General features: G+C 71.5%; 21 protein-coding genes. 11 read left to right on the top strand and 10 right to left on the bottom strand.

The window, feature by feature from the left end; translation table 11 throughout:
* Together AB0I73_RS20195 and AB0I73_RS20200 are read right to left on the bottom strand one after the other, a co-directional pair.
* A partial coding sequence (locus tag AB0I73_RS20195; protein ID WP_363039176.1) for a maltotransferase domain-containing protein occupies positions 1-573 on the bottom strand: 573 nt, incomplete at its 3' end.
* A gap of 75 nt (positions 574-648) precedes the next feature.
* Complete coding sequence (locus tag AB0I73_RS20200) at positions 649-996, bottom strand: DUF5133 domain-containing protein (RefSeq protein ID WP_363039178.1); 348 nt, start codon at positions 994-996, stop codon at positions 649-651.
* A 395-nt stretch (positions 997-1391) separates the two neighbouring features.
* On the opposite strand from AB0I73_RS20200, the gene AB0I73_RS20205 reads away from it, so the two are divergent.
* Positions 1392-1904 (top strand): pep a2, encoded by a 513-nt coding sequence (locus AB0I73_RS20205; protein ID WP_363039180.1) that lies wholly within the window; start codon positions 1392-1394, stop codon positions 1902-1904.
* Positions 1901-4045: a glycogen debranching protein GlgX gene (gene glgX / locus AB0I73_RS20210; protein WP_363039182.1), complete on the top strand. Its 2145-nt coding sequence runs from the start codon at positions 1901-1903 to the stop codon at positions 4043-4045. The genes AB0I73_RS20205 and glgX overlap by 4 nt, the downstream gene beginning before the upstream one ends.
* A gap of 43 nt (positions 4046-4088) precedes the next feature.
* On the opposite strand, the gene AB0I73_RS20215 is transcribed toward glgX, so the two are convergent.
* A complete protein-coding gene (locus AB0I73_RS20215; protein WP_363039184.1) occupies positions 4089-4892 on the bottom strand; it encodes a VOC family protein in 804 nt (267 codons plus the stop codon).
* Between the two features lie 248 nt (positions 4893-5140).
* On the opposite strand from AB0I73_RS20215, the gene AB0I73_RS20220 reads away from it, so the two are divergent.
* A complete protein-coding gene (locus tag AB0I73_RS20220; RefSeq protein WP_363039185.1) occupies positions 5141-5479 on the top strand; it encodes an ANTAR domain-containing protein in 339 nt (112 codons plus the stop codon).
* On the opposite strand, the gene AB0I73_RS20225 is transcribed toward AB0I73_RS20220, so the two are convergent.
* Positions 5427-6221, bottom strand: coding sequence for an RNA polymerase sigma factor SigF (locus AB0I73_RS20225; protein ID WP_363039187.1), 795 nt, complete (start codon positions 6219-6221; stop codon positions 5427-5429). The genes AB0I73_RS20220 and AB0I73_RS20225 overlap by 53 nt on opposite strands.
* A gap of 542 nt (positions 6222-6763) precedes the next feature.
* Here AB0I73_RS20225 and AB0I73_RS20230 point away from each other — a divergent pair.
* The gene (locus tag AB0I73_RS20230; RefSeq protein ID WP_363039189.1) at positions 6764-7285 is read left to right on the top strand and encodes a hypothetical protein; all 522 of its coding nucleotides are present in this window, start codon (positions 6764-6766) and stop codon (positions 7283-7285) included.
* A 7-nt stretch (positions 7286-7292) separates the two neighbouring features.
* On the opposite strand, the gene hemC is transcribed toward AB0I73_RS20230, so the two are convergent.
* Both hemC and AB0I73_RS20240 read right to left on the bottom strand, forming a co-directional pair.
* Positions 7293-8228, bottom strand: coding sequence for a hydroxymethylbilane synthase (gene hemC / locus AB0I73_RS20235; RefSeq protein WP_363039191.1), 936 nt, complete (start codon positions 8226-8228; stop codon positions 7293-7295).
* A gap of 117 nt (positions 8229-8345) precedes the next feature.
* A complete protein-coding gene (locus AB0I73_RS20240; RefSeq protein ID WP_363039194.1) occupies positions 8346-9122 on the bottom strand; it encodes an NPP1 family protein in 777 nt (258 codons plus the stop codon).
* A 337-nt stretch (positions 9123-9459) separates the two neighbouring features.
* Between AB0I73_RS20240 and AB0I73_RS20245 the strand changes: the two genes are divergently transcribed.
* Positions 9460-9828, top strand: coding sequence for a hypothetical protein (locus AB0I73_RS20245; RefSeq protein WP_363039301.1), 369 nt, complete (start codon positions 9460-9462; stop codon positions 9826-9828).
* Positions 9829-9912: 84 nt separating this feature from the next.
* On the opposite strand, the gene AB0I73_RS20250 is transcribed toward AB0I73_RS20245, so the two are convergent.
* Entirely contained in the window at positions 9913-10743 is an 831-nt protein-coding gene (locus AB0I73_RS20250) for an aldo/keto reductase (protein ID WP_363039195.1), read from the bottom strand.
* 144 nt (positions 10744-10887) lie between these two features.
* Here AB0I73_RS20250 and AB0I73_RS20255 point away from each other — a divergent pair, with 144 nt between their 5' ends.
* On the top strand, positions 10888-11907 hold the full coding sequence (locus AB0I73_RS20255) for a TauD/TfdA family dioxygenase (protein WP_363039197.1): 1020 nt from the start codon (positions 10888-10890) through the stop codon (positions 11905-11907).
* 39 nt (positions 11908-11946) lie between these two features.
* Here AB0I73_RS20255 and AB0I73_RS20260 read toward each other — a convergent pair whose 3' ends face one another.
* Together AB0I73_RS20260 and AB0I73_RS20265 are read right to left on the bottom strand one after the other, a co-directional pair.
* Positions 11947-12702, bottom strand: a complete 756-nt coding sequence (locus tag AB0I73_RS20260; RefSeq protein WP_363039199.1) for a dienelactone hydrolase family protein — start codon at positions 12700-12702, stop codon at positions 11947-11949.
* Between the two features lie 179 nt (positions 12703-12881).
* Positions 12882-13502, bottom strand: a complete 621-nt coding sequence (locus tag AB0I73_RS20265) for an L-threonylcarbamoyladenylate synthase (protein ID WP_363039201.1) — start codon at positions 13500-13502, stop codon at positions 12882-12884.
* Positions 13503-13693: 191 nt separating this feature from the next.
* Here AB0I73_RS20265 and AB0I73_RS20270 point away from each other — a divergent pair, with 191 nt between their 5' ends.
* From AB0I73_RS20270 to AB0I73_RS20290, 5 genes are all read left to right on the top strand, one after another.
* Positions 13694-15214 carry a helix-turn-helix domain-containing protein gene (locus AB0I73_RS20270; protein ID WP_363039203.1) on the top strand — a complete coding sequence of 507 codons (1521 nt, stop codon included), beginning with the start codon at positions 13694-13696 and terminating at the stop codon, positions 15212-15214.
* 600 nt (positions 15215-15814) lie between these two features.
* A complete protein-coding gene (locus tag AB0I73_RS20275; protein ID WP_363039205.1) occupies positions 15815-17473 on the top strand; it encodes a catalase in 1659 nt (552 codons plus the stop codon).
* Between the two features lie 174 nt (positions 17474-17647).
* A complete protein-coding gene (locus AB0I73_RS20280) occupies positions 17648-17971 on the top strand; it encodes a hypothetical protein (protein WP_363039206.1) in 324 nt (107 codons plus the stop codon).
* 136 nt (positions 17972-18107) lie between these two features.
* Entirely contained in the window at positions 18108-18641 is a 534-nt protein-coding gene (locus tag AB0I73_RS20285) for a DoxX family protein (protein WP_363039208.1), read from the top strand.
* 120 nt (positions 18642-18761) lie between these two features.
* The gene (locus tag AB0I73_RS20290; protein ID WP_363039303.1) at positions 18762-19325 is read left to right on the top strand and encodes a hemerythrin domain-containing protein; all 564 of its coding nucleotides are present in this window, start codon (positions 18762-18764) and stop codon (positions 19323-19325) included.
* A gap of 66 nt (positions 19326-19391) precedes the next feature.
* On the opposite strand, the gene AB0I73_RS20295 is transcribed toward AB0I73_RS20290, so the two are convergent.
* Positions 19392-19931 carry a hypothetical protein gene (locus AB0I73_RS20295; RefSeq protein ID WP_363039210.1) on the bottom strand — a complete coding sequence of 180 codons (540 nt, stop codon included), beginning with the start codon at positions 19929-19931 and terminating at the stop codon, positions 19392-19394.
* Positions 19932-20136 lie beyond the last annotated feature (205 nt).

Consider the following 20136-nt stretch of genomic DNA (forward strand, 5'->3'; position numbering starts at 1 on the left):
CAGGGGCATCGGGTCGCCGGGGGTGACCAGTTCCCGCAGCGGGTGGCGGGCCAGGACCGCGTCCACCTCCGGCGTCAACGCCGCCGCCAACCGGGTGGCGCAGGGCAGGGAGTCGTCGTGGAGCCTCTTCGCCGCGGCGAGCACGGCGGAGCGGCCGTCGCCCTTGGGCACTCCGGCGGCGGCCCGCTTGTACAGGTCGCCGCCCTCCTCCAGCACCAGACCGGTGTCGATGCCGGCGTGCACCTTGTTCCGCGCGTGGCGGCGCCAGGTCGTGATGGGGTCGCCCCACGCCTCGACGCGGTAGGTCCACTGGCCCACGACGTCCGGGGTGACCTCCGCGCCCCACCGGTCCGTGCCCGGCGCCAGCTCCCGCATCGGGATGAACGGCCGCCGACGGCCCTCGGGGTCCTTCAGGACGACGTTGGCGGCCACCGCCTCGTGCCCCTCACGGAACACGGTGGCCGTCACCTCGAACGTCTCACCGACGACGGCCTTCGCCGGCCGTCTGCCGCATTCGACGGCCGGCCGGACGTCCCGTACGGGGATACGTCCGATGGTCCGCGTCGTCTTCATGGGTCTGCACCTCCGCCGTGCTCGACGCCGGGCCGGCGCCCGGTCGTGGGGACCAAACTGAGGCGGGAAGGTCCATTACCTTCCCGCCGGGGAGCGCCGCTCGATCGACGGCGGGACCCGTCTCGCCGGGGCGGCCGGGCGCGGCCTGTCGTTCGCCGCCGGACCGGGCCACGCGTTCGCGGCCGGACGAGTCCACTCGTTCTGTTCCTGCAGGTAGGTGACGAGACTGGTACGCAGATACCGTTCGGCGGCGTCGGCCGCCTCCCGCGCGCAGCGCTTTCCCATCAGCACACATAGGGTGTATCCCGAGTCCTCGAACGTGGTGCGGACCGTGCGATCCGTCGGGGCGGCGAGCATCACGCGTTCCCAGGCCCGGTAGCGACGCAACTGCCGGGCGACTTCGGCTCTGGCGGGTAGCAGCATGGCGCCGTTCACCTTTCCGTGGCTCGATGGGGCACGTACTCCCGACGGCAGGGTGACGGTCGTGCGTACGGCGGCACTGACCCGTGACGGCGATCGAGGGTATTCACACATGGTGCATGCACGGTAACTCCGCGTCTTGTTGGTTTTTCAACCATTAAGAGGCGGCGTGCGGGTCGGGTGCGGACCGGACGTGGCTCGGCGGTGAGGCTCGGGGCGGGTCGCATCATGCCGAACTGCCGTCCCGGGCGTCTCGGCCGTACGCTCGTGTTGCACGGATGGACCAACCGGGTCACTCTGATGGTGACTCAGAAGCGCCAACCGCTCACGTTTCGTGTTCGGGGCTCGCCACGCAGGGCGAGGGGAACCGGGAGCTTCGCGGTGAGGAGCCAACCACGATGAAGACGACAGTGCCCTGCTACTACCACCTCGACGTGGAAGTGAGCCCGGAGCGGGTGGGGCAGGTCAGCCGCATTCTGGCCGCCCACCTCCGGCACTGGGACCTGGAGAACCTGGTGGAGTCCGTCTGCCGCGGCACCGAGATGCTGCTGCACGCCATCGACGAGCACGCCACCGACAAGAACACGTCGATCGAGATGTGGTGGAACGGCCAGCACCTCATCACGGCCATCGGGGACCACGACCGCGCGCTGCGCCCCGACCAGGAGCTGCGGGGCTGTCTGGAGCACATCGCGGCCAGCAGCGACGGCTGGGGCTGCTGTGCCGCCGAGACCGGCAGCAGGGTCATCTGGTTCTCGCGGCGGGCCCGGGCCGGCGAACGCGTCCCGCTGGTGCCGACCGCACCCGATCCGAGGCTCAGCGAGGGCCTGGACCTGCCCCGTGTGCTCAGCGTCGCCCAGCTGGCCGGGCTGGTGCGCACCCCGGCCGGCCTTCTGGAGGCGGCCCGGTGACCCGACGGAACAACCGGAAAGGGGCGCTCGCGTGGAGCGGGCGCCCCTACCCGCTGGGCGCGGTCCCTGACGGCGAGGGCACCAACTTCGCGTTGTTCAGCGAGGTCGCCGAACACGTCGAACTCGTCCTGGTGGACGACGCCGGCCGGCACACGGACGTCCCGCTCACCGAGGTCGACGGGTCGGTGTGGCACGGCTACCTGCCCGGTGTCGGCCCCGGCCAGCGCTACGGCTATCGGGTGCACGGGCCGTGGGCACCGGAAGCCGGGCACCGCTGCAACCCGGCGAAGCTGCTGCTCGACCCGTACGCCACGGCCGTCGACGGACAGATCGACAACCACCCCTCGCTCTACGAGCGCCGACCCGACGGCCCCGACCGGGCCGACAGCGCCGGACACACCATGCTGGGTGTGGTGACCGACCCGGCGTTCGACTGGGGCGACGACAGCCCGCCCGGCCGGTCGTACGCCGACACGGTGATCTACGAGGCCCACGTCAAGGGCATGACCCGCGCCCACCCCGACGTCCCCGCCGAACTGCGCGGCACCTACGCCGGACTGGCGCACCCGGCGGTGGTGGACCACCTGACCTCGCTGGGGGTCACCGCGGTGGAGCTGATGCCGGTGCACCAGTTCGTTCAGGACGGCGTGCTGCAGAGCCGCGGCCTGGCCAACTACTGGGGCTACAACACCATCGGTTTCTTCGCCCCGCACAACGCCTACGCCGCCCACGGCACCCGCGGCCAACAGGTCACCGAGTTCAAGAAGATGGTGCGGACCCTGCACGCGGCAGGGCTCGAAGTGATCCTGGACGTCGTCTACAACCACACCGCCGAGGGCAACGAGAAGGGCCCCACCCTCTCGTTCCGCGGCATCGACAACTCCTCGTACTACCGCCTGGTGGACGGCGACTGGTCGCACTACTACGACACCACCGGCACCGGCAACAGCCTGCTGATGCGCCACCCCTACGTACTTCAGCTGATCATGGACTCGCTGCGGTACTGGGTCACCGAGATGCGCGTCGACGGCTTCCGCTTCGACCTCGCGGCCACGCTGGCCCGGCAGTTCCACGAGGTGGACCGGCTGTCGGCGTTCTTCGACCTCATCCAGCAGGATCCCGTGATCAGCCGCGTCAAGCTGATCGCCGAACCGTGGGACGTCGGTGAGGGCGGCTACCAGGTGGGCAACTTCCCGCAGCTGTGGTCGGAGTGGAACGGCAAGTACCGGGACGCCGTACGGGACTTCTGGCGCGCCGAGCCGCACACGCTCGGCGAGTTCGCCTCCCGGCTCACCGGTTCCTCCGACCTGTACGCGCACAGCAGGCGGCGGCCCCGCGCCAGCGTCAACTTCGTCACCGCGCACGACGGTTTCACCCTGCGCGACCTCGTCTCGTACAACGACAAGCACAACCTGGCCAACGGCGAGGGCAACCGGGACGGCGAGAGCCACAACCGGTCCTGGAACAGCGGCGCCGAGGGCGACACCGACGACCCGTCCGTGCTCGAACTCCGGGCCCGCCGCCAGCGCAACTTCCTTGCCACCCTGTTCCTTTCGCAGGGCATCCCGATGCTCTCCCACGGCGACGAAGTGGGGCGCAGCCAGCGCGGCAACAACAACGCCTACTGCCAGGACAACGAGATCTCCTGGATAGACTGGCGGCCGACCGACGAGCAGCGCGCCCTGCTGGACTTCACCCGGCGGGTCATCGCCCTGCGAGCCGCCCACCCCGTGCTGCGGCGGCGCCGCTTCTTCCGCGGCGAGAGCGCGCGCCGCGCGGGCCGGCACCTGCCCGACCTGGCGTGGCTGCTGCCGAACGCCGAGGAGATGGCCGACGACGACTGGCAGCGCTCCGACGCCCACAGCGTCGGCGTCTTCCTCAACGGCGACGCCATCGCCGAACCCGATCCGCGCGGCCGGCGCCTGGTCGACGACTCCTTCCTGCTGCTGCTCAACAGCCACTGGGAACCGGTGGACTTCCGACTCCCGGCGGCCGTCTACGGCGAACGCTGGACGGCGCTGATCGACACCACCGACCCGGACGGCGTCCCCGACGAGTCGGAGCACAAGGCGGGCACCCGGCTGACTGTCGGGCCACGCAGCCTGGTGCTGCTGTCCAGGCCGTCACTCACCGCGAAATGAGACACGGGCGGGTCTGTCGGGAACACCGCCCGACAGGCCCGGATCAGCGGCCGCGGCGCGCGGTCACCGTGAACTGGGCGCCCTCGTTGTCGCGCAGCACGGCCTCGTCGTCCCGCAGGGCCAGCACGCTGCCGCCGTGCCGCTCGGCGGCGCGGGCGCATGCGGCCACGTCCGCCACGGTGAAGTGGACCTGCCAGCGCGGCCGGATCGCAGGATCGGGGGCCGACCCCAGCGCCCCCGACTCGATGCAGGCGACCACGTGCCCGTCACTGCGCAGCACCACCTCGTCGCCCTCGTAGACGACCTCGGTGCGACCGGACCCCGCCGCACCCCAGTCGAAGACCTCGCCGTAGAAGATCGCGGCGTCGAAGGCGTCACGGGTGTGCAGCCTGATGAAGGCGGGCTGCGACCGGCGCCAGCTGAGCCAGTGGGTGAACAGCTCGCCCTCCCAGACGCCGAAGGTCGCGCCGTCCCGGTCGGCCAGCAGCGCCGCGCGCCCCGGAGGCAGGGAGAGGGGGCCGACCGCCAGGGTGCCGCCGCGTTCCTGCACCCGCGACACGGCCTCGTCCGCGCTGCGCGCGGCGAAGTACGGGGTCCAGGCCACGGCCATCCGCCACATGTCGGCCACCCCGGCGAGGCCGGCCACCGGCGCGTCGTCCACCAGGGCGATCCTGAACCGCTCGCCCAGCCGGGCAGGGCGCCACCGCCAGCCCAGCACGGCCGTGTAGAAATCCTCGGTCGTCCCGATGTCGCGACTGGTCAGGCTCACCCAGCAGGGTGTCCCGTACACGGAGTGGGTGGAGAAGACATCCGTCGTGCCGACGGGGGAGGGCATGTCGTGGTTCATGGCAGTCGCGTCCTGATCTCGTCGGCCTGGCAGCCATCTGCAGGACTCCAGTGTCCGGCCTGTACCGCTCCGGGCGCCTGCCGAGTACCCCGGTGAGGGCGCCGAAACGGTGACCGGGACATCTCGCGACGTCCGGGTGGCACCGGACGGGGCGAGTGACGACGATGGAGGGACAGGACCCTGGGGGAAGGCACCCGAGCACCGGGTGAAGACACCACGAGAGCGGCACACCGGACCCGGAGGTGACCATGCCCACGGACGGGGACGCGGACGCGGACCGGATCCTCCGGCTGGAGGAAGAGGTGCAGCAGCTGAAGGAGGCGGTCGTCTCGCACGCGGTGGTGGACCAGGCGATCGGTGTGATCGTCGCGATCGGGCGGGTGTCACCCGATCAGGGGTGGACGGTGCTGAAGGAGGTCTCCCAGCACACCAACGTCAAACTCCGCGACATCGCCGGGGCGATCGTCGGCTGGGGAAGCACCGGTGTGCTGCCGTCGGAGATAGGTGCTGAGCTGGAGAGGGTCCTGGACCGGATCAGCCGGCCTCCGTCCGCAGCTCCTCACGTACCTGGGCGAAACAGCTGCTGAGCAGCCGGGACACGTGCATCTGCGAGATGCCGAGCAGCTCGGCGATGCTGCTCTGCGTCATGCCCCGGAAGAACCGCAGGTAGAGGATGAGCCGCTCGCGCTCCGGGAGTGCCTCGAGACAGGGCCGGACCGCCACCCGGTCGACGACGGTGTCGTAGGCGGGATCCGGGCCGCCGAGCGAGTCCCCGAGCGCGTAGCCGTCCGTACCGGGCATCTCGGCCTCCAGCGACAGCGCGGAGAAGCACTCGAGGGCCTCCGCGCCGGTACGCACCTCGTCCTCGGTCAGCTGCGCGTACGCGGCGATCTCGGCGGTCGTCGGGGTCCGGCCGGGAGTGGTCTGCGCCAGTTCCTTCACGGCGTGCCGCACCCGGTTGCGCAGGTCCTGGACCCGGCGGGGGACGTGCAGGGTCCACATGTGGTCCCGGAAGTGACGCTTGATCTCGCCGGTGACGGTCGGCACGGCGTACGCCTCGAAAGCGTTGCCGCGCGCCGGATCGTAGTGGTCGACCGCCTTGACCAGGCCCAGAGCCGCCACCTGGTACAGATCCTCCAGAGCCTCACCGCGCCCCCGGAAGCGGACGGCGATCCGCTCGGCCATGGGCAGCCAGGAACGGACGAGCTCGTCCCGCAGCGCCTTGCGCTCGGGGCCCTCGGGCAGCCGGGCGAGGCGGAGGAAGTCCTCGGCGGTGTCGGGTGCGTCGTGGTGGGGATGCGGCTTCGTGGTGCTGCCGGCGATACGCATGACGCGCACCTCCCTGAGCAGGTGCCGGGTGGACGGGCACCGTGGGAGCGCGGGCTCGGACCGCACGGAGGAGACCCCGGGGCGGCGAGCCGGTTCCCACGGTCGTGCCTCCGGTCCGAAGCACTGGCCCTTTCATTCCCCCGCGCCGCGCCGGTGAAACTGCTTATCGAATTTCCGGGGCGGAAATTCGCGGGAATGCGAGGGAATGTGCGGCAGGCGCACGCTGTGAAATCGCGGAAATTCATCGTGTGAAGTTCCGGAAGGCCCGGGGGAGCCGGTCGGCGGCCGGGACGCGGGCGGGTCCGCGTCCCGGCCGCCGGTGGCGCGGCCCGCCCCTGGGCCCGCCGGTGTGATCGCGCCACGGGACGTGATGTGCGGCACGCCGCGGTCCGGGCCGGACGGCCGGTCCGGCGGATCGTTCCAGCGCAGCGCTTGATCAGCGATCAGAGGGGATGAACCAACTGACCACGGCGCATTCCGCGCATTTGACAGTGCCGGGAGCCCACGGATAGGAAGCAGCGACGGAAGTGGAAAGGTGAACCGTGTACGAGCCGAACGTGGTCGGGGACTGGCAGGAGTACGACGAGCATGCCGGTCTGCGGGTCTGCGTCCACCGTCTGGAATCGGGCGAACCGCCCCGGGGACGGGACGACGCCGCCCAAGGACTGACGTACTTCAGCGTCCGTGTGACCGTCGAGAACCGTGGTGAGCGGAAATTCGGGATTCATCTCGAGGACGGTCAGGTCGACGTACGGACAGGGCCCGACGGGGAGAGCGCGTTCATCGACTGGCGCAACTCACAGTTCATCGAGGGATTCGACGTCTATCCGCTGCGCCGCGCCACCGCCGTGCTCTACGCGGCGGCCCCCGAGGCGTCCCTGAGCCATGTCGACGTCCAGGTCCAGCTCCGGGCCGACGAGGAGTGGACCGGCCGCCGCCTGTGGTCGGGGGCCCTCGCCGTGCACGACGGGGCCGCCGGAGCCCCGGGGGGCGGGGCCAGGGAGGGTCTCGCGCACCAGCTGAGCGCGTTCCTCCGGGACCAGGCGGAGGAGGGCACCGCCTGATCCGCCGTCAGTGGGTGATTCCGTCGATGATCTCGCGAGCGCCCTGACGCAGCAGGGCCACGGCGACAGAGGTGCCGAGCGTCGCCGGATCCAGCCGGCCCGCCCACTCGTGGGCGTTCAGCCGCACCTTGCCGTCCGGTGTGAAGACGCAGGCCCGCAGCGACAGTTCGCCGCTCCGGTCGACTCGTGCGTACCCGGCGATCGGGCTGTTGCAGTGCCCCTGCAGCACATGCAGGAACATGCGCTCGGCGGTGGCCTCCCGATGGGTGTCCGGGTGGCCGAGGACGCTGACCGCGTCGATGAGACCGGTGTCGCCCTCACGGCACTGCAGGGCGAGGATGCCCGCGCCGATGGGCGGCATCATCGTCTCGGGGGAGAGGACCTCGCTGATCACGTCGTCCCGGCCGATGCGTTCCAGGCCGGAGACCGCGAGCAGCAGCGCGTCCGCCTCACCGGCAGCGAGCTTCGCCAGCCGCCGGTTGGCGTTGCCGCGGAACGGCACGCACCGAAGGTGCGGGTGGGTGGCCGCCAGCTGCGCGACCCGGCGCACCGCGGACGTGCCGACCCTGGCCCCGGCCGGGAGTTCGTCCAGAGTGAGTCCGCCCGGGTGCACGAGCGCGTCACGGACGTCGTCCCGCTTCAGGAACGCGGCGAAAACGGTACCCGCCGGGAGCGGGCGGTCGGCGGGCACGTCCTTGACGCAGTGCACCGCGACATCCGCCTCCCCGGCCAGCAGCGCGGCGTCCACCTCCTTGGTGAACGCACCCTTGCCCTCCACCTGCGACAGGTCGCCCAGCCACTTGTCCCCGGTGGTCCGCACGGGGACGACCTCGGTGCGCACACCGGGCAGGGCGACCGCCAACTCATCCTGGACGCGTCTTACTTGGGCGAGCGCCATGGGTGAGTCGCGGGAGACGATTCGGATCAGTTCGGGGACCGGCATGGCGACACGATAGACCCTTCCACTCGAATCCCCGTGCCGTACGGACCGGTTGGGGGTCCGAACGGGGGATCCGTCCAGGCCCCCGGTGACGGGCGGTCAGCTGTCCGGAAGCGGGTGTCAGGCGTTCGGGTCGAACGGTATGCCCGCCGGCTTCGCTGCGGTCAGATGGGAGGCGAAACTCCCGTCCTTGAGGCCGAAGTTGGCACTGCCGAAGTTGTGGGCGACGAGTTTGTCGCGCAGCCCGGCCGGATAGCCGTTCCAGCCGACCAGCGGCGGGAACTGCCAGCTGCCCTTGTGGTTCTCCGGCGGCTCGTCACCCGGGCCGGCGAGCCGGAAGCAGTGCGTGCTGATGCCGTCCTTGTGGTACACGATCTTCGGGTGCGTCCCGTCGAAGCGGACCGCCGACCGGGCGTGGATCGAGAACGAGCCGTGGTTGGACGTCGCGACGTACTGGGCGGTGTCGTTCTGCACCCACACCACGACATGCTCCCAGTCGTGGCGGTGGCCGCCGAGGCTGATGCCCGGCAGCGCCTGGTCCTTCTCGAAGTACAGGGCGTAGACGATGGCGCACCAGCCGTTGTTGCACTTCGAGCGCGAGTAGCCGTTGGTGTTGTCCAGGTCCGGGGCGTCACGGCAGTTGCCGTTGAGGGCGCCGGTCGGGTTGAGGCCGGGGTTGATCGCTCCGTCCGGGCCGATCGCGGGTGTGGGGTAGCACCCGTCGGTGTCGTAGTCGTAGGCGGGCTGGAAGGTCCGGTCGAGACTGTCCGCGTTCGCCGGCAGGGCCGGCGGCGGAGCGGCGAAGGCGGTGGCGGGGAAGGCGACGACGAGAGCGACGGCGCCGGCGAGACCGGTCAGCCATCTCCTGCGGTGCGTTCGGAACGTGCTCGACGACACTGCGTCCTCCTCATGGTCCGGGCGCAGCCCAACGGCTGTGGGGAGCAAGGGAGTTCAGCATCCCGGTTGTGCACTTCCGTGCCAAGGGGCCACGGGCGTACCGATGATGAAGCGCTGCCCAACACTCGGCGAGCCGTTACCGGATCACTCCATCTCGTCCGGAATGCCGGCGGACGCCTTCTCGGGCGTGAGGTCCGGGCGGGGCGTGCGGCCCGACGGCTTCGGCCTGCGCCGCCCGGCCCCGTTCGCGCAGCCCCCGGCGCGAACGGGAAGCCCGGTACCCCCTGCACACTTACTGTCCGGTAAGGCCGTGCGGCGGGTCGGTAGAGGAGGAACCCTGCTCCGGTCCGATCGCTCGCCCCTGCTGCTCGCGGGCCTGCCGGCCGTCGCGGTCGCCACCCGTTTCACGGCCCCGCGCCGGTTCGCCCCCATCGTGCCGCGCTCCCCGCCCGGCTCGCCCCGGGCCTGGACCTACGCGAGCGACCGCCGCGGAGCTCGCGCGGCCGCCGGAGCGGCACTGCCGCAGACCCGTAAGGCCGCCGCGTCGGCCACGGCTGCTTTCTTCGTCGGAGTGTTCCCGGCCCAGGTGACGATGGCCGTCGAATGGAGCCGCCGCCCCACACCGCAGCGGGCCGCGGCCCGGGGGCGGCTGCTCCTGCAGGTGCCACTGGTGCTGTGGGCGTGCGGGATCGCCAGAGGTACGTAGAACCGATCATGAGCGGGCGACCGCGGCAGCGGTGACGACGTGGGCCGGCAGGCGGAGTTCGCCGGCGGCCCGGGGACGGGGCGGTCAGAACTCCTCGTGCACCTCCGGGTCCCCGCCGATGCGCCGGTGGGCCCGGTCGGCGATGGCCCGCATCTGGGCGGCGTCCAGTTCGAAGCCGAAGACGTCGAGGTTGGCGCGCTGCCGTCCGGGATCGGACGACTTGGGCACGGGCAGTGCGCCGAGCTGGATGTGCCAGCGCAGCACCGCCTGGGCCGGTGTGACCCCGTGGGCCTCGGCCACCGAGACCACGGTCAGGTCGTCCAGCACCTGTGAACCCCGGCCCAGCGGGCTCCAACTCTCGACGAGCACGCCCTTGTCCGCGTGGTAGGAGCGCAGCTCCTCCTGGGGGAAGAACGGATGCAGCTCGACCTGGTTGACCGACGGCAGCACCCCGGTCTCCTTCTCCAGCCGTTCGATGTGGGCGGGTGTGAAGTTGGAGACCCCGATCGAGCGTACGAGCCCGTCCTCACGCAGCTTGATCATGGCCTTCCAGGAGGCGACGTACTTGTCGACCCGGGGGAGCGGCCAGTGGATGAGGTACAGGTCGACGTACTCCAGCCCGAGACGCGCGCGGGACTCCTCGAAGGAGGCGAGGGTCTCCTCGTAGCCGTGGTGACGACCGGGGAGTTTCGTCGTCACGACGACCTCCTCGCGCGGGACGTCGGCGCGGGCCACGGCACGGCCGACACCGGTCTCGTTGCGGTAGTTCGTCGCCGTGTCGACGAGGCGGTAGCCCATCTCCAGGGCCGCCGTCACCGAATGCTCCGCCTGTGCGTCGTCCATCGGCCAGGTGCCCAGACCGAGGGCGGGGATCGTCGTGCCGTCGTTGAGTGTGTGGTTCGGGATGCTGATCACGAGGGGACCCTCCCATGGACAGTGTCGTCGCCCTCCAGCCTCACCGACCGGACGGCCGATGATCAACCTGACGGGCGGGCCGGACGGACGACACGCACTCGCATGAATCGGCGGGATCCGCACAGATCGACGGAGAGGGCGCACATGACGACGGGCGGAAGCGGTGTGGGCGGGGCGAGCGGAGGGGGCACGGAGCGCGGGGCGGGCGGAGGGGAGGACGTCGAGAAGAACGCCGGTGTCGAGGTGCGTCCGGTCGCCGGGCACATCGGTGCCGAGATCACCGGCGTCGACCTCGCCGACGAGCCCGACGACGCCGTGATCGCCGCCGTCCGGGCGGCGGTGCTGCGCTGGAAGGTGGTGTTCTTCCGCGGACAGCGCCTGGACCACGCCGGACACGTGGCGCTGGCGCGGCGGTTCGGTGAGCCGGTCGTGCTCCCCCGGCGCGGGAAGGCCTCGCCGCCCGGCTTCCCCGAGATCGAGACGACCGCCGACCGGCTGGAGCTCGGCGGACGGTTCGGCATGGAGCACGACGAATGGCTGCGGCGCCGCCGCCACACCCTGCTGCGCGGCTGGCACTGCGACCACGGCGCCCGCGTCGATCCGCCCGCCGCGACGATCCTGCGCGCGGAGACCGTTCCGCCCTACGGAGGCGACACCACCTGGTCGAATCTGGCCGCCGCCTACGCCGGACTGTCCGCTCCGGTAAGGGAGTTCGCCGACCGGCTGCGCGCCGAGCACCGGCTGGGGGTCGGCTACCAGCCCCGGCCCGGCGACGACGCGTATCTGCGGCACCTGCTGGACCACCAGACCGCCTCCGAGCACCCCGTGGTGCGGGTCCACCCGGAGACGGGGGAGCGGGTGCTGTTCGTCAACGGCTACTACGTCGAGCAGATCACCGGCCTGTCCCGGCCGGAGAGCCACGCCGTCCTGGAGATGCTGCTGGAGCAGGCGACCCGGCCCGAGTACACGGTGCGCTTCCGGTGGGAGCCGGGCAGCGTGGCGTTCTGGGACAACCGTGCCACCATCCACCTGGCTCCGAGCGACGCCGCCCACCTGGGCCACCCGCGGATCATGCACCGGGTGATGCTGACCGGTGACGTGCCGGTGGGTGTCGACGGCCGCCCCTCGGAGCCGATCACCGGAACCGCCCCGGGACGTTGGTGACCGACCGATCAGCCGTCCGACCCCCCGTTCAAGGGCCGCTCAGAAGGCGCGGCTCAACAGGTCCAGCAGCGCGGCCCAGTGACGCTCGTCCGCCTCCTTGTCGTACGCGGCGGTGTCGGCCTGGGTGTAACCGTGGCGGGCCCCGGCGTACACCTCGCAGCGGTGCCGGACCCCGGCCGCGGTCAGTGCCTGTTCCAGACGCTCGATCTGCTCCTCGGGCATCGACGGGTCCTGGTCGGCGTGAGCGAAGTACAGTTCCGCGGTGATCCTGTCGGCCAGCAGGTGCGGGCTGTCCGGCGCGTCCGACGCCAGCCCGGCCCCGTGGAAACCGGCCGCGGCGGCCACCCGGTCCGGGTAGGTGCCGGCCGTGCGGAGGGAGAGCACCGCACCCATGCAGTAGCCCGTCACCGCCACGGGACCGCCCGCCACCGCGGGGTGGCCGGCCAGCCACCGGAGATAGGCGTCGGCGTCGCGCATGGCCCGCTCCGGCGTCAGCTCCTGCATGATCGGCGCGATGCGCCGGAAGATCTCCGGCCGTGCCCGCGGGTCGATGAACTCGGGCAGCTCGGTCACGGGAGCGGGCCCGTGACGGTAGAACACGTTCGGCACCAGGACGGTGTACCCGGACTCCGCCAGCCGGTCGGCCATGGCCAGCAGCCCCGGACGCAGCCCGAAGGCGTCCATGTAGAACAGGACCGCGGGGTGGGGAGCACCGTCGGCGGGATGCGTCAGCCAGGCGTCGACGGTGCCGTCCTCGGTGGCGATGTGAGCGGTGGTTCCCTGTACGGCGGTCATGACGGGCGGGCGCCTCTCCACGGGATGTCGGCCGGGACCCGCGCCCGCGGCACGGGACGGATCAAGCCCATCCTGACACGACGCGGGACCGGCACTTCGGCCGTATCCGGGTCGACTCGGGCGAGGAGACGCTTCTTTGCTCATCACGTCCGTGTCGCCTCCCACGCCCCCGACCGCCCCTACTCGAACCGTGAGGTGTCGCCCGCGCCCCGCCGTACGATCTCCGCCTCGCCGCCGGAGAAGTCGATCACCGTGGTCGGCTCGGTGCCGCAGTCCCCGGAGTCGAGCACCGCGTCCACCTGGTGGTCGAGCCGGTCCTTGATCTCCCAGCCCTGGGTCATCGGCTCGTCCTCACCGGGCAACAGCAGGGTGCTGGAGAGCAGGGGCTCGCCGAGCTCCGCCAGCAACGCCTGGGTGACGACGTGATCGGGGATGCGCACGCCGACGGTTTTCTTCTTCGGATGCTGCAGCATGCGCGGCACCTCCTTGGTCGCGGGCAGGATGAACGTGTAGCTGCCCGGCGTGGACGCCTTGACCGCGCGGAACACGTCGTTGTCGATCCGTACGAACTGGCCGAGCTGCGCGAAATCCCGGCACACCAGAGTGAAGTGGTGGCGGTCGTCCAGCTTGCGGATGGTACGGATCCGGTCGAGGCCCTCCCGGCTGCCCAGTCGGCAGCCGAGCGCGTAGCAGGAGTCCGTGGGGTACGCGACCAGGGCGTCGGCGCGGATGCTGCCGGCGATCTGGGCGATGGTGCGCGGCTGGGGGTTGTCGGGGTGCACGTCGAAGTACTTCGCCATTCACCGAGCTTATGCCGCCCGGGCGGCAGGACCGCACACCCCGGCCGGCGCCCACCCGCGCCACGGCCGGGCACCCTGGACACTGTGTCCGGCCAAGGTGAGCCCGACGCATCGGTGGGGTCTCGACGCATCGGTGGGGTAACGTCCGGGGCCGGGCGGAAGACGGCCGGCGGAACGAGGGGAAGACCGAGGTGGCAGCCCGTGGGGACGGAATCCGGCGGCCGGAGCCGACGGCAGGGGAGCGATCGGAGCAACCCGGGTGGGCACGGGAACTGCTGGAGCACCTGCGGCCGACGGGCCGTGACGTCCGCAGGATCGTCGACTGGCTCGCCGGCACCGTGCACGCGTCGGTGGCTCTCCGGGACGCCTCCGGCGCCCTCGTCGCCGGGACCGGGCTGCCGCTGGACGAGGACCTCGTCGCCGCTGTCACCTCGGGCCGGATCGCCTCCGCGGCCTGGGAGGACGGCGAGCACCACCTGCGCCTGGTGAAGGTCGGGCACCCCTTCGAGGTCTGGGCACTGGCCGTCTCCCGAGACGCCCCGTTCGACCGGCGCAGTGCCGACGTCGTCACGCACACCGCCCAGGTCGTCGAGCTCTTGCTGACCGCCCGCGAGACCGTCGCGGCCGGGCAGCGGCTGCGGCGGGCCAGCGCCGACCTGCGGCTGGCGATCCTTCAACTCCTCATGGTCGAGGACACCGTCGCCGCCCGCCGGGTGGCCGCGGGACTCTGGCCGGGACTGCTCGACGCCGACACGGCATGCGTCTACGTCGTCGAGTCGGAGCCCGCCCTCCGCGACCGCCTCGCGGAGGAGTGCCTGGACACCACGCGGGAGGAGGCCCTGGTCGTGCGGTGCCCGGCCATGGACGGGCACGTGATCGTCGTCAGCCCCCGCGAGACCACCGCCGGCGAACTGAAGTCCCTGGTCGAACGGCACCCGGACACCTTCCTCGGGGGCAGCGTCCGGCAGAGCCTGGCCCGGACCGCCACCGCGTACGGGCAGGCCGTCAGCGCCCTCGCCGTGGCGCGCTTCCGCCCGGACAAGACGGCGGTCTACGCCGAGCGCACCCATCCCGAGCGGCTGATGGACCCGGCGGCCCTGCGCGGCTGGGCGGCCCGGCTGCTGCGCCCACTGGACGCCGTCTCGCACCACACCCGCGCCGAGCTCCTCGCCACCACCCGCCTGGGTCTGGAGTTCACCGCCGTCAACACGGCCAAGATCCTCGGCGTGAGCCGCAACACGGTGCGCGCCCGCATGGAACGCGTCGAGACCATGCTGGGCACCGACTTCGACGACGTCACCGTCCGTGCCGTCGTGCACCTGGCGCTGCACACCCAGATCAACCTCCAGGACGGACAGGCGGGCGGCGCCTGCGCGACACCCGCCCCGGGGCTCACGCACCTGGTGTCCGGGCCCGCCGTACGCTCCTGGGCCGAAGGGCTGCTCGAACGGCTGGACCGGGACACCCGCCCCCTGCGGCGCACGCTGCGTGCCTGGATCGCCGCCGGCGTCAACGCCGAGCGGACCGCGCAGCTCCTGGGCGTCCACGCGCAGACCGTGCGCGAGCACGTACGCAGTTCCGAGCCGGTCCTGGAACGCCAGCTGTCGGCCGCCGGGACCGACCTGTACGAGGTCGTGCTGGCCCATCTGGCACTGGGAGACCTCGAGCACCCGGTGTTCACGGGCCCCGCGCCGGCGCCCTCATCCGGATGAACGACGGACCGGATTTTCGATGGCCCCGTGGCCGGTCGCGCGGGGTGAAACGGGTTTTATCGGACTCACTTGTGCACGGCTGAGTGCTGCGGTCGGTGCAGCGGGCATCGGTGCGATACACACCCGTGTCGCCGTTCACATAGGTTCTTCCCTGCCGCGGGAGCACGACCGGAACGGGGGACCGGTCGCGCTCCCGCTTTTCCTTCCCCAGGACCTGCCGCCGGCCCGTCCCATGACAGTCGTGGCGGCTGCGGATGGCCCCGCCGTTCTCGCACCGACCGGCGCACCGCGGGTGTGCGCGCCGTCGCTCCGAGTCGCCGCTCTCCGTGATGCACGGCAGCATGGCCCTCGTACGCACGCCACCGGCGGGACGCGCGCGATGCGCGCGGCCAGGCCGTTCGGCGGCGGGAGGTTCCGCGAGCGGTCCCCGGCTTCCGGGGCCGCGTGAGCGACCACGCGGCCCCGGAAGCCGAAGAGTCCGTGAGTCCGGGAAACCGGAGGAACACATCGCCCGGACCGGCCGCGACGGCCGGCCCACGGCCACACACCACCGTGTCCCGGCCCGCCACCAGCCATGAGCAGCCGAAGGAGTCCACGAACATGACGGACGTTTCGAGCCGGGGCCCCGCCCCGGGCGACGACCGCAAGGTACTCACCAACCGGCAGGGCCATCCGGTCCACGACAACCAGAACCAACGCACGGTCGGCGCCCGCGGGCCCGCCACGCTGGAGAACTACCAGTTCCTGGAGAAGATCAGCCACTTCGACCGGGAGCGCATCCCCGAGCGCGTCGTGCACGCCCGGGGAGTGACCGCGTACGGTCACTTCGAGGCTTACGGCACCTGGGGGGACGAGCCGGTCAGCCGTTACACCCGGGCCCTGCTGTTCCAGGAGCGCGGCAAGCGTACGGACGTGGCCGTCCGGTTCTCCACCGTCATCGGCGGACGCGACTCCTCCGAGGCCGCCCGCGACCCGCGCGGCTTCGCCGTGAAGTTCTACACCGAGGACGGCAACTGGGACCTCGTCGGCAACAACCTCGGCGTCTTCTTCATCCGGGACGCGATCAAGTTCCCGGACGTCATCCACGCCCTCAAGCCCGACCCCGTCACCTTCGAGCAGCAGCCGCGGCGCATCTTCGACTTCATGTCGCAGACGCCCGAGTGCATGCACATGCTGGTCAACCTGTTCAGTCCGCGCGGCATCCCCGCGGACTACCGTCACATGCAGGGCTTCGGCGTGAACACCTACAAATGGGTGAACACCGAGGGCGAGACCAAGCTCGTCAAGTACCACTGGATGCCCAAAGCGGGCGTCCGCTCCATGACCGAGGAGGACGCCGCGAACGTCCAGGCCGGCTCCCTCGGCCACGCCACCAAGGACCTCTACGAGGCGGTGGGGCGCGGCGACCACCCGGAGTGGGAACTGCTCGTCCAGATGATGGACGACCACGACCACCCGGAACTGGACTTCGACCCGCTCGACGACACCAAGACCTGGCCCGAGCAGGACTTCCCGCCGAAGCCGGTCGGCCGGATGGTGCTCGACCGGATGCCGGAGAACTACTTCGCCGAGAACGAGCAGATCTCCTTCGGCACCGGTGTCCTCGTCGACGGCCTGGACTTCTCCGACGACAAGATGCTCGTCGGCCGGACCTTCTCCTACAGCGACACCCAGCGCCACCGGGTCGGCCCGAACTACCTCCAGCTCCCCGTCAACCAGGCCAAGGCCGCCGAGGTGAACACCAACCAACGCGACGGCCAGATGGCCTACCTCGTGGACCAGGCGGGGGAGCACCCCGAGGTCAACTACGAACCGTCGCTCATCGGCGGCCTGCGCGAGGCCAAGGAACCGTCGCACGACGAGCAGGGCCCGGAGATCCGGGGCTACCTCACCCGCAAACGCATCCCCCGCACCAACGACTACCTCCAGGCGGGCCAGCGCTACATGCTCATGGAGGACTGGGAGCGCGACGACCTGGTGAAGAACTTCGTCGACCTGATCTCCCAGTGCGACCGGCCGGTGCAGGAGCGCATGGTGTGGCACTTCCTGCTGGTCGAGAACGACCTCGGCCGCCGGGTCGGCGACGGACTCGGCATCGCTCCGGAGGACGTCGCCGGTCTGGAACCCCTCGCCGACCAGGACCTCACCGACGAGGACCGCAAGCGGCTCGCCAACCTGGGCGACAACCCGCCGCGTGACGTGCGGGGACTGACGATGACCCACTGCGTTCCCAACGAACGGCACGTGGTGAACCGCTGAACAGGTCACCGGCCCCCGGGCCGCCCCCGCCACGGGGCCGGCCCGGGGGCGTTCGCGTCGTGCGCTCCTTCGCGTCCGGCACCCGCCCTCCGACTTGTCACAACTCGTCACGCAGGACGGTGAAAACGCGCTGCCCGCCGATCGAACGGACCGGTTCCGGAAACCAATCGAGTCATGACAAGCGCATCGTTCCAACGTACCCTCACCCTGCCCGCCTCCGTGTGCGACCAGGCCGCACAGCACCTGGAGCAGGCCGCCAAGCGGACCGTCGACGGGGCCGGGATCCCGTTGAAGGCGTTCCGCGCGGCCGCCGACAGCGACTACACCCTCCCGGTCTCCGTGGTGGAACAGGCCGCGGCCTGTCTGCTCGTCCTGGCCACCGAGACCGCCCAGACGGTACGGCCGTCGGCGCTGCGCGCCACCATCAGCGTCGCCCTGAGCCTGCGCGACGCCGTCCAGGCGGTCCGCCGGCCCGCGCTCACGAACCGGTTCTGGTGAGACACCGTCCGCCGTCACCGGAGCAGGTGCCGCCGCATGGCCCGTTCCCGCGGGGGAACCCGGCGGCCCGCACCACGGACCCCATCGACAGCACCCTGATACTCCCGAGACCCCCGATACCCACCAGGAGAAGGCCATGAGTCTGCTGCGCGCCGTCGGCCGCCCGATGCTGGCATCGATGTTCGTCGCGGGCGGCCTGGAATCCGTTCGCAACCCCGAGGCCGTCGTCCCGGTCGCCGAGCCCGTCGTCCGGCCCGTCGCCGAACGCGTCGCCGTGCTCCCGGACCGCACCGAGCAGACCGTACGGCTCAACGGTGCCGTACAGGTCGTGGCCGGGCTGCTGCTGGCCGCCGGACGGGTCCCCCGCACCGCCGCGCTCGCACTCGCGGTCACGCTCGTGCCCACGACGCTCGCCGGGCACCGCTTCTGGGAGGAGGACGACACCTCCCAGCGTGTCCAGCAGCGCATCCACTTCCTCAAGAACCTGGCCATGCTCGGCGGTCTGCTGATCACCGCCGACGACACCGGAGCCGCCCCCTCGCTGCTGTGGCGCGGCCGTCACACGGCCCGCGAACTGCGTCGCGATGCCCGCCTGGTGCGGCACGCCGCCCGGGCGGGAGCCCGCCCCGCCGCGGTGGCCGCCCGCGTCCGGGCCGAGCTGCCCGGCTGACCCGGGACCCGTCGGTGAGGGAGCCGACGGGGGTCCGCATCGCGTTAGCCCCCCGGAGCCCGGGGAACCCAGAGGCGGGTGGACCCGGCCGGGTGCCACCACGATCCGGAGGTGAAGAACATGGGACACGGAGGCAACGTCATCGACGAACTGGTGACCGATCACCGGGAAGTCGAGGATCTCTTCGGCAAGATCGAGGCCCTGCCGCCCGGCCACAAGGACCGCAAGGTGTACGCGGACCAGGCGACGATCGAACTCGTCCGGCATTCGGTGGCGGAGGAGGCCTGTCTCTACCCGGCCGTGCGCGAGCACGTGGAGAACGGGAACACCCTGGCCGACAGGGAACTCGCGGACCACGCCAAGGCCGAGCAGGTCATGAAGGACCTGGAGAGCCGCGACGCGGAGGACGCCGAGTTCGACCGGCTCGTCGGCATGCTGATGGGCGAGATCCGCGAGCACATCGCCGACGAGGAGCAGAACCTGTTCCCCAAGCTGCGCGCGTCCTGCTCCCCGGACCAGCTCGACCAGCTCGGTGACAAGGTCCGGCAGGCCAAGAAGACGGCCCCGACCCGGCCGCACCCCGCCGCCCCGGACAAGCCCCCGGCCAACAAGCTGCTGGCACCGGGCGCCGGCCTGGTCGACCGGCTCCGCGACGCGCTGAGCGGTCGCGGCAAGCTCGGCTGACGCCGTTTGTGGACCTGCCCGGGCCGCGCAAGCGGTCCGGGCGGAGGGCGCGTACGGGGCCCGGCGTCAGGCCGTGAGCGTGTGGTCCGGACGGAGACGGTCTAGCAAATGGGAGCGGTGCAGCTCGGCCACGGGCGCCAGCAGGTCGGGGTGGCGCAGCAGCGCCGCTGCCCTCCGGTCGGTCTCGTCGGGTGCGAGCAGCCGCCGGAACTCGGCCGGCGCACCGGTGGTGTGAGTTCCCCCGGCGAGCGCGGTCACGGCGCGGGAGGCCGTGTCCGGGTCGGCGAGCAGGCAGGCCGCCCAGCTGGTCACGACCTCGTCCACCCAGGTGCGCCAGGCGTCCGTGTCGTCCGGGGCGTCCGGGTCGGGATCAGTGCCGCTGTCGACTCCGGTGACCCCGTCGAGCCGTGCCGAACCGCCCGGGCCCGCCAGGCCGACCAGAGCGGCGTCCATCGCCGTCGGATACCGGAGCCACGCGGCGACCGTCACCGCCTGCCGCGCCTGCACCTCGCACAGGGCGGAGGCGAGCGCTCCGCCGGAGGCGGGGAAGGAACGGGTCAGCCACTGCGTGGTCGCCGCGATGACGGGGGAGAGATCTGCTTTCACTGCCGGGCCGTCCGAGCTGGTGGGGTCAAGGACTTCTGCCCGGAAACGGTAGCTTCCGGCGCACCCGGCCGGATATGGCCCCGGTCTCCTTCGGGGCGTGGCCTGGGCCACACCGGCCGGGGCCGCCCGTTCACCCCGCGGTGTCCGGACGCGTCAGCAGGGCACCGGGCGGCCGTGGACGACTCGGCCGCCCGGAGCCTCACCG

The sequence above is a fragment of the Streptomyces sp. NPDC050388 genome, from assembly GCF_040655635.1.
Taxonomy (GTDB): Bacteria; Actinomycetota; Actinomycetes; order Streptomycetales; family Streptomycetaceae; genus Streptomyces.

What these genes read in the sequence shown, in the direction of transcription:
- AB0I73_RS20215 (WP_363039184.1), bottom strand. Translation starts at nt 4,892, where the DNA reads ATGAACCACGACATGCCCTCCCCCGTCGGCACGACGGATGTCTTCTCC.
- AB0I73_RS20205 (WP_363039180.1), top strand. Translation starts at nt 1,392, where the DNA reads ATGAAGACGACAGTGCCCTGCTACTACCACCTCGACGTGGAAGTGAGC.
- AB0I73_RS20225 (WP_363039187.1), bottom strand. Translation starts at nt 6,221, where the DNA reads ATGCGTATCGCCGGCAGCACCACGAAGCCGCATCCCCACCACGACGCA.
- hemC (WP_363039191.1), bottom strand. Translation starts at nt 8,228, where the DNA reads ATGCCGGTCCCCGAACTGATCCGAATCGTCTCCCGCGACTCACCCATG.
- AB0I73_RS20280 (WP_363039206.1), top strand. Translation starts at nt 17,648, where the DNA reads ATGACAAGCGCATCGTTCCAACGTACCCTCACCCTGCCCGCCTCCGTG.
- AB0I73_RS20220 (WP_363039185.1), top strand. Translation starts at nt 5,141, where the DNA reads ATGCCCACGGACGGGGACGCGGACGCGGACCGGATCCTCCGGCTGGAG.
- AB0I73_RS20260 (WP_363039199.1), bottom strand. Translation starts at nt 12,702, where the DNA reads ATGACCGCCGTACAGGGAACCACCGCTCACATCGCCACCGAGGACGGC.
- AB0I73_RS20275 (WP_363039205.1), top strand. Translation starts at nt 15,815, where the DNA reads ATGACGGACGTTTCGAGCCGGGGCCCCGCCCCGGGCGACGACCGCAAG.
- AB0I73_RS20285 (WP_363039208.1), top strand. Translation starts at nt 18,108, where the DNA reads ATGAGTCTGCTGCGCGCCGTCGGCCGCCCGATGCTGGCATCGATGTTC.
- AB0I73_RS20200 (WP_363039178.1), bottom strand. Translation starts at nt 996, where the DNA reads ATGCTGCTACCCGCCAGAGCCGAAGTCGCCCGGCAGTTGCGTCGCTAC.
- AB0I73_RS20265 (WP_363039201.1), bottom strand. Translation starts at nt 13,502, where the DNA reads ATGGCGAAGTACTTCGACGTGCACCCCGACAACCCCCAGCCGCGCACC.
- AB0I73_RS20290 (WP_363039303.1), top strand. Translation starts at nt 18,762, where the DNA reads ATGGGACACGGAGGCAACGTCATCGACGAACTGGTGACCGATCACCGG.
- AB0I73_RS20255 (WP_363039197.1), top strand. Translation starts at nt 10,888, where the DNA reads ATGACGACGGGCGGAAGCGGTGTGGGCGGGGCGAGCGGAGGGGGCACG.